Annotated in this window: 11 protein-coding genes; 4 read left to right on the forward strand and 7 right to left on the reverse strand. The window is 64.5% G+C overall.

What is annotated here, in order from left to right; genetic code table 11:
• Position 1 precedes the first annotated feature (1 nt).
• From EJ069_RS04370 to EJ069_RS04380, 3 genes are read left to right on the forward strand one after another with little or no spacing between them, the layout of a single operon-like run.
• The gene (locus EJ069_RS04370) at positions 2 to 1,399 is read left to right on the forward strand and encodes an FAD-binding oxidoreductase (RefSeq protein WP_126064621.1); all 1,398 of its coding nucleotides are present in this window, start codon (positions 2 to 4) and stop codon (positions 1,397 to 1,399) included.
• Positions 1,399 to 1,980 carry an NAD(P)H-dependent oxidoreductase gene (locus EJ069_RS04375; RefSeq protein ID WP_189476162.1) on the forward strand — a complete coding sequence of 194 codons (582 nt, stop codon included), beginning with the start codon at positions 1,399 to 1,401 and terminating at the stop codon, positions 1,978 to 1,980. The genes EJ069_RS04370 and EJ069_RS04375 overlap by 1 nt, the downstream gene beginning before the upstream one ends.
• Positions 1,980 to 2,567: an NAD(P)H-dependent oxidoreductase gene (locus tag EJ069_RS04380; protein WP_126060247.1), complete on the forward strand. Its 588-nt coding sequence runs from the start codon at positions 1,980 to 1,982 to the stop codon at positions 2,565 to 2,567. The genes EJ069_RS04375 and EJ069_RS04380 overlap by 1 nt, the downstream gene beginning before the upstream one ends.
• A 167-nt stretch (positions 2,568 to 2,734) precedes the next feature.
• Here EJ069_RS04380 and EJ069_RS04385 read toward each other — a convergent pair whose 3' ends face one another.
• From EJ069_RS04385 to EJ069_RS04405, 5 genes are read right to left on the reverse strand one after another with little or no spacing between them, the layout of a single operon-like run.
• Positions 2,735 to 5,182 (reverse strand): FAD-dependent oxidoreductase, encoded by a 2,448-nt coding sequence (locus EJ069_RS04385; protein WP_126060248.1) that lies wholly within the window; start codon positions 5,180 to 5,182, stop codon positions 2,735 to 2,737.
• Positions 5,179 to 6,360 carry a pyridoxal phosphate-dependent aminotransferase gene (locus EJ069_RS04390; protein WP_126060249.1) on the reverse strand — a complete coding sequence of 394 codons (1,182 nt, stop codon included), beginning with the start codon at positions 6,358 to 6,360 and terminating at the stop codon, positions 5,179 to 5,181. The genes EJ069_RS04385 and EJ069_RS04390 overlap by 4 nt, the downstream gene beginning before the upstream one ends.
• Positions 6,360 to 7,259: a homocysteine S-methyltransferase family protein gene (locus tag EJ069_RS04395; RefSeq protein WP_126060250.1), complete on the reverse strand. Its 900-nt coding sequence runs from the start codon at positions 7,257 to 7,259 to the stop codon at positions 6,360 to 6,362. The genes EJ069_RS04390 and EJ069_RS04395 overlap by 1 nt, the downstream gene beginning before the upstream one ends.
• Positions 7,256 to 9,709: an FAD-dependent oxidoreductase gene (locus EJ069_RS04400; RefSeq protein ID WP_126060251.1), complete on the reverse strand. Its 2,454-nt coding sequence runs from the start codon at positions 9,707 to 9,709 to the stop codon at positions 7,256 to 7,258. Before EJ069_RS04400 ends, EJ069_RS04395 begins: the two co-directional genes overlap by 4 nt.
• A gap of 20 nt (positions 9,710 to 9,729) precedes the next feature.
• Complete coding sequence (locus EJ069_RS04405; RefSeq protein ID WP_245456432.1) at positions 9,730 to 10,317, reverse strand: XRE family transcriptional regulator; 588 nt, start codon at positions 10,315 to 10,317, stop codon at positions 9,730 to 9,732.
• 236 nt (positions 10,318 to 10,553) lie between these two features.
• Between EJ069_RS04405 and EJ069_RS04410 the strand changes: the two genes are divergently transcribed.
• Complete coding sequence (locus tag EJ069_RS04410) at positions 10,554 to 11,258, forward strand: nitroreductase (RefSeq protein WP_126060252.1); 705 nt, start codon at positions 10,554 to 10,556, stop codon at positions 11,256 to 11,258.
• 7 nt (positions 11,259 to 11,265) lie between these two features.
• Here the strand turns inward: EJ069_RS04410 and EJ069_RS04415 are convergent, their stop codons facing one another.
• Both EJ069_RS04415 and EJ069_RS04420 read right to left on the reverse strand, forming a co-directional pair.
• Positions 11,266 to 12,648, reverse strand: coding sequence for an MFS transporter (locus tag EJ069_RS04415; protein ID WP_245456433.1), 1,383 nt, complete (start codon positions 12,646 to 12,648; stop codon positions 11,266 to 11,268).
• 220 nt (positions 12,649 to 12,868) lie between these two features.
• A complete protein-coding gene (locus tag EJ069_RS04420) occupies positions 12,869 to 13,453 on the reverse strand; it encodes a sarcosine oxidase subunit gamma (RefSeq protein WP_126064623.1) in 585 nt (194 codons plus the stop codon).
• Positions 13,454 to 13,457: the final 4 nt, after the last annotated feature.

Here is a 13,457-nt window from a genome sequence, read left to right on the forward strand (position 1 = left end):
GATGGATATCGCAGCGCTGAAGCGCGACCTCGACGGGATCAAGATCGACGACCATCCGGCCATCGTCCAGCAGAAGAGCCGCGACTTCTACTGGTACAGCCCGGTGCTGAAGGCACAGCTCGATCATGTCAAAGGCGATCTCATCGTCACGCCGAAGAGCGAGGACGAGGTGATCCGCGTGCTCGCGGCCTGTCACCGGCACAGTGTCCCGGTGACGCCGCGCGGCAGCGGCACCGGCAATTACGGGCAGGCGATGCCGCTGTCGGGCGGCGTGGTGCTCAACCTCGCCGAGATGAACGCTATCAAGGCGATCGGGCCAGGGCGCGTGGTGACCGGGCCTGGCGCGGTTCTGGCCGAGATCGACAAGGCGACGCGGGCGCATTCCGGGCAGGAGTTGAGACTCTCGCCCTCGACCTACAACACAGCTTCGATCGGCGGCTTTATCGCTGGCGGCTCGGGCGGTGTCGGCTCGATCCGCTGGGGCGGGTTGCGCGACCTCGGCAACGTCATCCGGCTGCGGACGGTGACCATGGAAGCCGAGCCGCGCGTCATGGACCTCACCGGCGAAGAGGTGCTCAAGGTCATGCACGCCTATGGCACCAACGGCATCATCACCGAGGTCGAGATGCCGCTGACGGCGTCCTACGACTGGATCGACGTCATTGTCGGCTTCGACGATTTCATGGAGGCGGCCGGCTTCGGCAATGATCTCGCCGTCCAGGACGGCATCTTGGCCAAGCTGATCACGCCGATCGCCGCGCCCATTCCTTACGACTATTTCAAGCGGCATCAGAAATTCTTCCGGCGCGAGCAGAGCATCGTGGTGTGCATGATCGCGCCGCATGCGATGGACGCCTTCGTCGCTTTCGTGCGCAGCACCAGAGGCGAAATCGTGTTCCGGGCCGACCGTGAGGCCGATCTCAAAGGATTGCCGCCGGCCTATGAACTCACCTGGAACCACACGACGCTGCGCGCCATCCGGGTCGATCCGACGATCACCTACCTGCAGGCGCGCTATCCGTCGCCAGATCATCTCGCCCATGTCAAGGCGATGGTCGAGCGCTTCGGCGACGAGGTGCCGGCGCATCTCGAATTCATCCGCTTCGACGGCGCGATCGGTGCCGCCGGCCTGCCGCTGGTGCGCTACACGACGGAAGAGCGGCTCGACGAGATCATCCGCATTCATGAGAACAATGGCTGCTGGATCTTCAATCCGCATCGCTACACGCTGGAAGAGGGCGGCATGAAGCGTACGGATGATGTGCAGCTTGCCTTCAAGCGCGAGACCGATCCGCAAGGACTGCTCAATCCTGGCAAGATGATCGCCTGGGAAAACCCCGGCTACGACTATCGCTCGGGCAAGCCCTTCCTGTTCAAGGGCCTGCAAGAGGCGGGCTGATGAACATCCTCGTGCTTTACGCCCATCCGGTGGAGACGAGCTTCAATGCCGGCCTGCACCGGACGATCGTCGAGCGGCTGACCGCGGCGGGCCACATGATTGATGATTGCGATCTCTATGCCGAGGACTTCGATCCGCGGCTGACGCGTGCCGAGCGCCTCGGCTATCACGATCCGCGAGGCCCGACCGATGCCGTCGCCGGCTACATCGAAAGGTTGCAAAATGCCGAGGCGCTGGTGCTGTCCTTCCCGGTCTGGAATTACGGCTATCCGGCGATCCTGAAAGGTTTCTTCGATCGCGTCTTCCTGCCAGGCGTGTCGTTCAAGCTGATCGACGGCAAGGTACGGCCGACGCTGCACAACATCCGCAAGCTCGCCGCCGTGACCACCTATGGCGGCAGCCGCTTTCGCGCCATGCTGATGGGCGACCCGCCGCGCAAGATCGTCAAGCGCATGCTGCGGGCCACGATTCTGCCCGGCGCTCCAGTCTCCTACCTCGCGCATTATTCGATGAACCTTTCGACCGACGAGACGCGCAACGCGTTCATGGCAAAGGTCGCGGCCAGCATGGATCAATTCTGATGCGCGTGCTGGTGGTCTATTGCCATCCGGTGCCCGAAAGCTACTGCGCGGCGATCCGCGACACCGCCGTCGAGGTGCTGACGCGAAGAGGCTGGGACGTGCGGCTGCTCGACCTCTATGCCGAGAATTTCAATCCGGTGATGAGCTGCGAGGAGCGGCGCTGCTACAATGACCGGGCGCCGGAAGATCCGGCGCTCAAGCCGCACTTCGATCTTCTTATGTGGGCAGAAGCGATCCTCTTCATCTATCCGACCTGGTGGTATGGCCTGCCGGCGATGCTGAAGGGCTGGTTCGACCGTGTCTGGGCGACGGACATCGCCTTCAAGCTGCCGGCCGGCAAGGGGCGGATCACGTCGCTGATGCGGCATGTCACCAAGGTCGGCGTCATCACCACCTGCGGCGCGCCGACCTGGTGGAGCGTCGTCGTCGGCCAGCCGGGCCGCAAGACGATCCTGCGCGGCTTGCGGGCGTTGTGCGCCACGCGCTGCAAGACGTTCTTCCTGGCGCATTATCTGATGGATTCGTCGACGCCGAAGAGCAGGACGGCGTTTTTGGGGAAGGTGAGGGCGAGGTTGGAGAGGTTTTGAAGCGCGGGGCTTTCCTTCTCCCGTTGTGGGAGAAGGTGGCCGCGAAGCGGCCGGATGAGGGGTGCTCCAGGGAAAGCCAGCGTCTCACTCCGCTGGAACACCCCTCATCCGTCTCGGCGCTGCGCGCCGATCCACCTTCTCCCACAAGGGGAGAAGGAGACGCCGCGCTACATCTTCACCCGTTCCGCTTTCGGATCATACATTGGCTTCAGCGATGCCTCCGCCGCGAAGCGTTCTCCTGCGATCTCCACCTCGTAGGAAGAACCCAGCACATCCGCCTCGCTCTCGCCCTCGCACGGCACGTAGCCAAGCCCGATCGCGCCGCCGAGATGGTGGCCGTAATTGCCTGAGGTGATCGGGCCGACGATCCGGCCGTCGCGCAGAATGGCCTCGTTGTGGAACAGAAGGGGCTGAGGATCCTTCAGGCGGAACTGCACCAGCCGGCGTGACAGGCCGGCTTCCTTCTTCCTGAGCACGGCATCGCGGCCGATGAAGCCGGCTTTGCTGGTCTTCACCGCGAAGCCCAGGCCGGCCTCCAACACATTGTCCTCGTCGGTGATGTCGTGGCCGAAATGGCGGAAGGCCTTTTCGATGCGGCAGGAATCCAGCGTATGCAGACCGCAGAGCTTCAGGCCGACATCGGCGCCGGCTTCAGCGATCGCCTCGAAGACATGGGCGGCCTGCTCGGTCGAGACATAGAGTTCCCAGCCAAGCTCGCCGACATAGGTGACGCGGTGGGCGCGGGCCAGCCCCATGCCGATCTCGATCTCCTGGAAGGTGCCGAACGGATTGACCTCGTTTGAGAAATCGTTCGGGCTGACGTTCTGGATCAGCTTTCTCGCCTCCGGCCCCATGACGCAGATCACGGCTTCGGCGGCGGTCACGTCGGTGATGACGACGAACTCGTCGGCGACATGCTTTCTCAGCCAGGCAAGGTCGCGCCGCAACGTGGCGCCCGGCACGACCAGGAAATAGGCCGTCTCCGACAGCCGCGTCACGGTGAGGTCGCTCTCGATGCCGCCGCGCTGGTTGAGCATCTGGGTGTAGACGATCCTGCCTGGCGCCACGTCCATGTCGTTGGCGCAGAGCCTTTGCAGGAAGGCGCAGGCGTCGCGGCCCTCCACACGAATCTTGCCGAAGGAGGTCATGTCGAACAGGCCGACGCCGTTGCGCACGGCGAGATGCTCCTCGCGCTGGTTGTCGAACCAGTTCTGCCGCTTCCAGGAATAACGGTATTCGCGTTCCTGGCCGTCACGTGCGAACCAGTTGGCGCGCTCCCAGCCGGCGACTTCGCCGAAGACGGCGCCTCGGGCCTTGAGGTGCTCGTGCAGCGGCGACCGCCGCACGCCGCGCGAGGTCGCCATCTGGCGGTAGGGGAAATGGTCGGCATAGAGCAGGCCGAGCGTTTCGGACACCCGCTCCTTGAGATAGCGGCGGTTCTTCTGGAAGGGCTGGGCGCGGCGGATGTCGACCTCCCAGAGATCGAAGGGCGCCTCGCCGTCGTTGATCCATTGTGCCAGCGCCATGCCGGCGCCGCCGGACGACACGATGCCGATCGAATTGTAGCCGGTCGCCATCCAGTAACCGGCAAGTTCCGGCGCTTCGCCGAGATAGTAGCGATCGTCGGGCGTGAAACTCTCGGGGCCGTTGAAGAAGGTATGGATGCCGGCGGTGCCCAATATCGGCATGCGGTTGACTCCCATTTCGAGGATCGGCTCGAAATGATCCATGTCCTCGGGCAGCTGGTCGAAGCAGAAATCCTCGCGGATGCCGTTCATGCCCCAGGGTTTTGCGACCGGCTCGAAGGCGCCGAGCATCATCTTGCCGGCATCCTCCTTGTAGTAGGCGCACTCGTCCGGAACGCGCAGCACCGGCAGGCGAGACAGGCCTGGGATCGGCTCGGTGACGAGATAGAAATGCTCGCAGGCATGCAGCGGAATGGTGACGCCGTTCTGCCGCCCAAGCTCGCGCGCCCACATGCCGGCGCAGTTGACGACGATGTCGGTCTCGATCGTGCCCTGATCCTCGCCCTGCGCCCAGGAGACCCCGGAGACGCGGCCGTTCCTGGTGTGAACCTTGGTGACCTTGACGTTCTCAATGATTGTCGCGCCGCGCTGGCGCGCGCCCTTGGCCAGCGCCATGGCGATGTTGGCCGGGTCGCACTGGCCGTCGAGCGGCAGGTGCACCGCGCCGACCACATCCGAGACATTGAGATGCGGGTACATCTCCTTGACCTCGCGCGGCGAAATCTCGCGCACGTCGACATCGAAGGCGCGGGCAAGCGAGGCCTGCCGATAGATCTCGTGCTTGCGCTCCTCGGTCAGCGCCACGGTGATCGAGCCGACCTGGCGCATGCCGGTGCCGACATCGGTCTCGGCTTCCAGCTTGACGTAGAGGTCGGCTGAGTATTTCGCCAGCCGCGTCATGTTCTGCGAGGCGCGCAACTGGCCGATCAGGCCGGCCGCATGCCAGGTGGTGCCTGAGGTGAGCTGCTTGCGCTCCAGGAGCACGATGTCGGTCCAGCCGAGCTTGGCCAGATGATAGGCGACCGAGCAGCCGGAGACGCCGCCGCCGATGATGACGGCGCGGGCTTTTGTCGGAACAGTCTTGGTCATGCGGCCTCGCGGCGATAGTTGGAGGCGAAGCGGCGCAGGCGAAGCGCGGCTTCCTTGAGGATGGGCTCGGGCTGGCAGAGGCTGATGCGGATGTGCCCGGCGGCGGCCTCGCCGAAGCTCGACCCGGGCATGACGCCGACCTTCTCCTTGTCGAGCAGGCCCCAGGCGAATTTCTCGTCGTCGGGCTCGATGGCGGAGATATCGAGCATGACATACATGCCGCCTTCCGAGCCGTGCACGGTGACGTCGTTCATGCCGCGTATGGCCTCCAGCATCAGGGCGCGGCGCGCGGCGTAGCGGTCGGCGATCTCTTTCACGCCATAGTGGTTCTCGAGCGCTTCGGCGCAGGCGATCGAGATGAAGGCCGGCAGGCCGTAGGTCGTCACGAGGTTGAGATCGGTGAGCAGCCGGATCATCTCTGTCGGGCCGGTCAGCCAGCCCATGCGCCATCCCGTCATGCCGTGGCTTTTCGACATCGAGTTGATGACCAGCGTGCGCTCGGCCATGCCGGGCAGCGAACGCGGCGAGATATGTTCGCCGCCACCGAGCGTCCAGTAGACCTCGTCGGACAGCAGCCAGAGATCGTGCTCCTTGCAGATTTCGGCGAGTTCTTCCAGCCGCTCGCGCGAATAGACAGCACCGGTCGGGTTGTTCGGCGTGTTGATCAGGATGGCGCGGGTGTTGGGCTTCAGCGCGGCGCGGATCATGTCCGCACGGGGCTGGAACCCATCCTCCGCTGGCGTCTCGACCACGGTGAAGGTCGCGCCGGCGGCGCTGAAGGTGTTGGGGTAGGTGGCGTAATAAGGCGCAACAACGATGGCGTGGTCGCCAGGATCCAGCACGGTCTGCACAGCGGCGTAAAGTGCTGCCTGGCCGCCTTGGGTGGCGATGATCTCGTCCGGCTCCGTCTCGATGCCGGTGCAGGCGGTGGATGCCGCCGCCATTGCCTTGCGCAGGCGCGGCAGGCCGGGCAGCGGCGTATAGTGATGATTGCTGCCACGCACGGCGTTGACACAGGCTTCGATCGTTTGCGAGGGCGTGTCGAAGTCGTGGTCGCCGACCGACAGCATGATGATGTCCTCGCCGGCCTGCTGGCGGGCCCAGGCGGCCGAATGGACCTCCCAGCCGTCCTTGCCCGACGGAACGATAGCGGTAATGCGCTTCGATGGTCTTGGCATCAGGAAACTCCCGAAATCCGATGGCCGGCCTGTTCGAGCCGATCGCGCAATGCAGCGATATGAGTCGGGCCAACCTCGCAGCAGCCGCCGACGATGCCGGCGCCGGCTTCGACCCAGCCAATCGCCTGGTCGGCATAGGCCTGCGGGTCGAGGTCGTGGCGGGCGTGCAGCACATCGACCGTGCCGCCATGTTTCAGCGCTTCGACCGAGGTGAAGCCATTGGCATAGGCGCCGACAGGCCCGCCAAGCGCGATCAGTTCGGACATTGCGGCGGTCACTGCTTCCGGCCGACAGCAATTGATCAGCCTGGCGGCGACCGACAGGTCGCCGAGCGCGGCTGAAGCCGCAGCGATCGTTTCGCCGCTGCGCAGGCGCGGTGCGCCATGGTCGGAGAGCGTCCAGGACACCCATACAGGCTTGCCGCTTTCCGAGGCCGCGGTGACGGCCGCGCGTGCCTCCTCTGCTGAGGCCATCGTCTCGCAGAGAAACAGGTCAACGCCGTCCGCCTGTTCGGCGACGATGCGGCGATAGATGTCGAGCGTCTCTTCGAAAGAGATGGTCAGAGCCGGTGCGTAGCTGCCGAAGAGAGGCGACAAGCAACCGGCGATCGCAGTGTCGCCCGCTTCGTCGCGAGCCTGCGTCGCCAGTTGGATGCCGCGCTTCTGCAAAGGCCGGAACAGGTCCTCCGCGCCCTCGCGCGCCAGGCGCTCCGGCGTTGCCGCATAGGTGTTGATGGTGATGACGCGCGCACCTGCCTTGATGAATTCGACATGCAGGTCGCGGACCAGATCCGGCTCGTCGATCAGCACCCTGGCCGACCAAAGCGCCGTCGGCTCGGATTTGCTGCGCCGGACCAGTTCCTGACCCATGCCGCCATCGGTGAGGATGACGGAAGTCATGCGCGCAATCTCTCGTTCTTCGGATCCCATAGCGGCTCGTCCTTCTGCACGATGGCTTTGAAGCGATCGCCAAAAATCTCAACCTCGACCGCCGTGCCCGGCTCGGTCAGGTCGGCGCGCAGCATGCCAAGCGCGATCGACTTGCCGACGCGGTGGCCCCAGCCGCCTGAGGTCGTCTCGCCGACGATCTTGCCATCATGCCAGAGCGTTGACATGTAGGGCGCGTCGCAGTCGCCGGGGTTCTCGACGACCAGCGTGACGAAGCGCTTCTTCACACCCTGCTGTTTCTCATTGAGCAAGGCCGCCTTGCCGCGGAAATCGGGCTTGTCCCATCTGACGAAGCGCTCCAGCCCGCCCTGCAGGATCGAATAGTCGGTCGACAGATCGCCCTTCCAGGTGCGGTAGCCTTTTTCCAGGCGCAGCGAATCCAGCGCGTACATGCCGAAGGGTTTCAGGCCGTGCTTCTGGCCGGCGGCCCAGACGGCGTCGAAGACCGCCAACGTATCGGCAACCTTGGTGTGGATTTCCCAGCCGAGCTCGCCGGCGAAGGAGACGCGCACCAGCTTCGCCCAGCGCCCGGCGATGGTGGTTTCCTGATGCGTCAGCCAAGGCAGGGCCAAATCTGCGTCGCAGACCTCGGCCAGGATCTTGCGCGAATTCGGGCCGGCGAGGATCTGGGTCGAGTATTCCTCGGTGCGGTCGGTCAGCGTGAAGGCAGCGTCGGCGGGCATGCGCGACTTCAGCCATTCGAAATCGTGCCATTGCGCCACCGCGGCGGTGATCAGCGTCATCAGGTCTTCGCGGTGACGCACCACCGACATCTCCGTGACGATGCGGCCCTTGTCGTCCGCGAAATAGACAAGGCCGATGCGGCCGGGTTTTGGCACCAGGCCGGTGACCTGCAGCGCCAGCCAGTCGGCGGCGCCTGGACCTTCGAGATTGAAGCGCGAGAAACCTGGCAGGTCGAGGATGCCGGCGGCGTCGCGCACGGCCAGGCATTCCTCACGCACGGCGCGGTGCCACGGCCCGTCGCGGCGGAAGGTGAGCGTCGCTTCTTCGGAGGTGTCGTCGCCGGGTCCAGCATACCAGGTAGCGCGTTCCCAGCCATTATAGGCGTCGAACTGGCCGCCCAGCGCCTTGACGCGCTCATGCAGCGGCGAAAGCTTGCGGTTGCGCCCCTCCGGCCAGGCATGGCGCGGGAACTGAATGGCGTATTCGTTACCGTAGATCTCCATGCCCTTGGCGACGCAATAATCGGGCGCCGAGGCGAAGGACGTGAAGCGGCGCGGGTCGCAAGACCACATGTCCCATTCGGTCTGGCCCTCCGTGACCCATTCGGCCAGCACCTTGCCGGCGCCGCCGCCTTGCGCGATGCCGAAGGTGAAGACGCAGGCCTCGAAGGCGTTCGGGACGCCGGGCATCGGCCCGATCAGCGGGTTGCCGTCCGGCGCGTAGGGGATCGGGCCGTTGATCACCTTGGAGAGACCGGCCGTGCCGAGGATCGGCACGCGGGCGACGGCGTCGGCGAGATAGCGCTCGAGACGGTCGAGATCGTCGGGGAAAAGCTGGAAGGAGAAATCCTCCGGCATCGGATCGTTGCGCGTCGCCCAATGCGCGCGGCAATTGCGCTCATAGGGGCCGAGATTCATGCCGCTCTTTTCCTGGCGCAGGTAGTAGGAGGTATCGACGTCGCGCAGCAGCGGCAGCTTGTGACCCTGCTCCTTCGTCCAGGCGGCGAGCTCGGGGATCTCCTCGAACAATATGTACTGATGGCTCATCACCATCATCGGCACCTCGCGGCCGAACATCTTTCCAACCTCGGCGGCGCGGTAGCCGGCGGCGTTGATGACGATCTCGCAGCGGATCTCGCCCTGCGGTGTCTCGACCACCCATTCGCCGTTCTCGCGACGCACGCCGGTGACCGGGCAGAAACGGATGATCTTCGCGCCCATGTCGCGCGCGCCCTTGGCCAGGGCCTGAGTCAGCTGCGCCGGGTCGATGTCGCCGTCGCTCGGATCGTAGAGCGCGCCCTTCAGCTCATGCGTCTCGATGAAGGGGTAGCGTCGCTTGATCTCGTCGACGCCGACCACGTCGATGTCCATGCCCTGGTAGCGGCCCATGCCCTTGGCGCGCTGGAATTCCTGCATGCGCTCGCTGGTGTGGGCGAGTCGGAGGGAGCCGGTGACATGGTAGTTCATCGGATAGTCGACGGCCTCGGCCAGGCCCCGGTAGAGTTCGGTCGAGTAGCGCTGCATATTCATCAGCGACCAGGACGAGGAGAAGGTCGGCACGTTGCCGGCGGCATGCCAGGTCGAGCCCGAGGTCAACTCGTTCTTTTCCAGAAGCACGCAGTCTGTCCAGCCCGCCTTGCAAAGGTGGTAGAGCGAGGAGCAGCCGACGACACCGCCTCCGATGATCACCACGCGTGCCGTGGTCGGCAAACCGGCCATGTTTTTTCTCCCCAATTCAATCAATATACCGGTGGTGAAACCACCCAGATCACCACGGCCGGCTCGGTGCCCGGATTGCGCCAGCGATAAGGCTTGCCCTCGAAGCGAAACGAGTCGCCTTCGCCAAGCCGATGCCAGACGCCCGCTATCTCGATGTCGAACAGTCCGGAGACGATGTATCCGGCCTCCTCGGTCGGCCGAAGTGCTGCGGTCTTCATCTCTGCGCCGGGCGCGAACACCGAGCGCACTACCTCGAAACTACCGCCGAGATCGGGCGACAGAAGCTCCTCCACCAGACCCGTTTCGCTTGTGCCAAGCACGCGGCGGCGACCGGCGCGCACGATCACCCCACGTTCTTCCTCAGCGGGCACCTCATGACTGAAGAACAGGCTAATCGGCACATCGAAGAGATCGGCGAAGGCCCGCAAGTCGCCGACCGAAGGCACCGAGAGGCCGCGCTCGACCTGGCTGACCCAACCAACCGAACGCCCCAACTTGAGCGCAATTTCACTGAGCGTGAGGCCGCGCGCTTTGCGGAGTGCGCGGATGTCGCCGGCCAGCAGCCGGTCGCCATTGTCCTGCTCCGATCTGGCCGTGGTCGAGCTCAAAGGCTTCTCGTGAAAAAATCCGGTCAAATTTCATGAGAGGACAAAACCATGAAAAAATCAAGGAGATTTTCATAGGCCACAAGATTTGCTTGCGCGTTTTCGGCGGTTGATGCAAAGGCTCGCACACGAGCGGCGAGTGGGGCGCCCGGTCGGAGACCAGTCTTAGTTCATAGTCTGCGGATGGTCGTCAAGGAAACCGGGTTGCGGGTTTCTGGCCATGCCGAAAGGGACGACCCATGCTTGAAAAGAACATCCGGATCGCGTCGGATGCGGAGATCGTCGATGAGGCGATCACCTCGCGCCGGTCGGTGCGCGCTTTCCTGCCCGATATGGTCGATGACGATACGATCCGCGCGATCCTGGGGGTCGCTGCGCGCGCGCCGTCCGGCACCAACATGCAGCCCTGGCGCGTCTATGTGACCAAGGGCGAGGTCAAGCAGCGCATCAGCGACGCCATCCTCAACTCCGGCATCCGCGCCGAAAAGGCCGAGTGGGACGAATATCGCTATTATCCCGACCAGTTCTTCGAACCATATCTGACGCGCCGGCGCGCCAACGGCTTCGGCCTTTACGGCGCGCTGGGCATCGGCCGGCGCGAGGTCGACAAGATGCGCGCGCAGCACGACCGCAACTTCATCTTCTTCGATGCGCCGGTCGGCATGATCTTCACGATCGACCGGAGACTGAACCAGGGCTCGTGGATCGACTACGGCATGTTCCTGCAGAACATCATGGTCGCTGCACGGGGCAGGGGTCTGCATACCTGCCCACAGGCGGCCTTCGCTCCTTACCATCGGCAGATCAGGCCGGTGCTCAACATTCCCGACGAAGAGATCGTCGTGTGCGGCATGGCGCTCGGCTATGAGGACACCTCCAAGCCCGAAAACGAGTTCCGCACCGACCGCGCGCCGGTTGAGGACTGGGTGACGTTCGCGGAATAGTGCTGGCTTAATCGGTGCTCATATGCGCGCCGTGGCCGCTGACATGAGCGCCGTCACGCGGCGTCAGCCGCAGGTAAGCCGATAGCGCGCAAAGCGTGATCAGCCCTTCGACCACGAACAGGTTGCGATAGTCGTCGACGCTGGCCTTGCCGCCGCCGGCAAGCAGCGAGAGCAGCGCTGCCGCAAGGCCGACGCTGATCGCCACCGCAAGCTGCCACAGGATGTAATAGAGCGCGCTGAAGCGGGCGAGCTGCTCCGGCGCGATGTCCGAATAGGAAAGATTGCCGGTCGAGGCCCATTGCACCGAGCGGAAGACGCCGAAAACAAAAATGTAGGCCAGCACGATCCAGGCCGGCAGGCTCTCCTGCATCAGGGCAAAGCCCGCGACCAGCAAGGCGACAATCGGGGTGTTGGTGACCAGCACGCGCCTGAAGCCGAACCGGTTCAGAAGCCGCGGCATGAAGAAGCGCATAATGAGCGATCCGATCGCGGCGACGAAGGTCAGCGAGCCGGCCTGCACGGCGCTCATGCCGAAGCCGAGCTGAAACATCAGCGGCAGCAGGAAGACCACCGAGCTGAGGCCGATCGTGTCAAGGCTGCCGCCGGTAAGGAATGAGATGCGGAAGGTGCGGATGCGCAGCAGGTTGAGATCGAGCAGCGGGTTGCGGGCGCGCAGGCAGTAGAAGGAGGCAACGGCCAGGATGATGATCGCCAGGCCAAGCTCGATGCCGATCAGGCTGCCCGCGGCATCCTTCGCGGCAAGCGAGTCCATGCCGAAGATCAGAAGACCCATGCCGCTGCCGACGAGCAGGAAGCCCGGAAAATCGAACGGCGTGCGCACCGGCTTGGTCGTTGACGGAAACAGCGAGGCGGCTAGCAGCGCCGCGGTCAGCGCGATCGGGATGTTGATATAGAAGATCCAGCGCCAGGAGACATAGGTGGTGAGCGCGCCGCCGACCAGCGGTCCGACCAGCGGTCCCGATTGCCCGGCGAGCGAGATATACATGTTGATCTTGAGCGTACGGTCGCGCGGGAAGGTCGACAGGATCACGACCTGGCCAAGCGTGCCCATCAGCGCGCCGCCGCAGCCCTGCAGGGCGCGCGAGCCGACCAGCATCCAGATGTTTTCCGAAAGGCCGCACAGCGCCGAGGCGCTGGCGAAGACCAGCAGCGCGAAGCAATAGACGTTGCGCAGGCCGAAGCGGTCGGCCAGCCAGCCGCCGAGCGGCATGGTGACGATGAGGCTTGCGACATAAACGGTGATCAAAAGGCCAAGCTGGCTTGGCGAGCGGTCAAGGCTCTCGCCGATGCCGGGCAGCGCCGTGACCACGACGTTCTGGTCGAGGCTGGTCATGAACACGCCGCAAGCGACGGTTGCCGGCAACAACATCGACGGACCCTCCGCCGGAGCAAAGCGGGTCGTGGCCGTCGCCGAAGTCTCAACAGTCATGGAAGGGTATGGTCGAACTGGTTGCCTGAGCGGACGTTTGCCTGGCAATCGCCCGTGATTCCTTAGCTATCGCGCCTGCTGGCCCGACCCTCAAGCAGCAGTTGTAGCCGTTCGTAGTGCCAGAGTTCTGGCCGACCAATCCCTGGTTCCGCCATGCCGGCTACTGCACCTCGTAGCCGACCTCTTCGCTGGCGTGGCACAAGGCCTTCCAGAACGAACGCGCGAAGGAGCGGAAGACGTAGATGTCGAACTGGTCGGCGCCTGTGCGCTGGATCTGGGCGAAAATGTCGTGATGATTGGTCGAACGGCCGGCACCGAGCGGGAAGGCCGGCAAGGCAAAGTCGATGGCAAAAAACTTCGCCATCACCCATTCGGCCTTCGGGCCGGCGATGCGGATCGCGGTGCGGCCATGCGACAGGTCCGTGAGCGTGCCGATGGCCGGCGTGATGACGCCGGCGAAGGGCGCAGCCAGTCCTTCGGCTTCGTCGACCACGGTGAATTTCCCCGGCGCGAAGCCGAAGGCGGCGCGGGCGCCGCTGTTCACGCCGCCGGCGCCGTCAGGCAGAGTGAGACCGGTGACCTTGCGGATGATCTCGATCAGTCGCTTCTCTTCGCCCGGCCAGGCGGCAAGCTGCAGGATCGAGCCCGGCCGCGTCTCGGACAGGATGACATCAACGCCATGTTCGAAATTGCCGTGCGAACCCGGATGGTAGTCCGGCTCGAGCGGCGACTGGCGCTCGGGCAATTGC

Source organism: Mesorhizobium sp. M2A.F.Ca.ET.043.05.1.1, from assembly GCF_003952445.1.
Classification (GTDB): Bacteria; Pseudomonadota; Alphaproteobacteria; order Rhizobiales; family Rhizobiaceae; genus Mesorhizobium.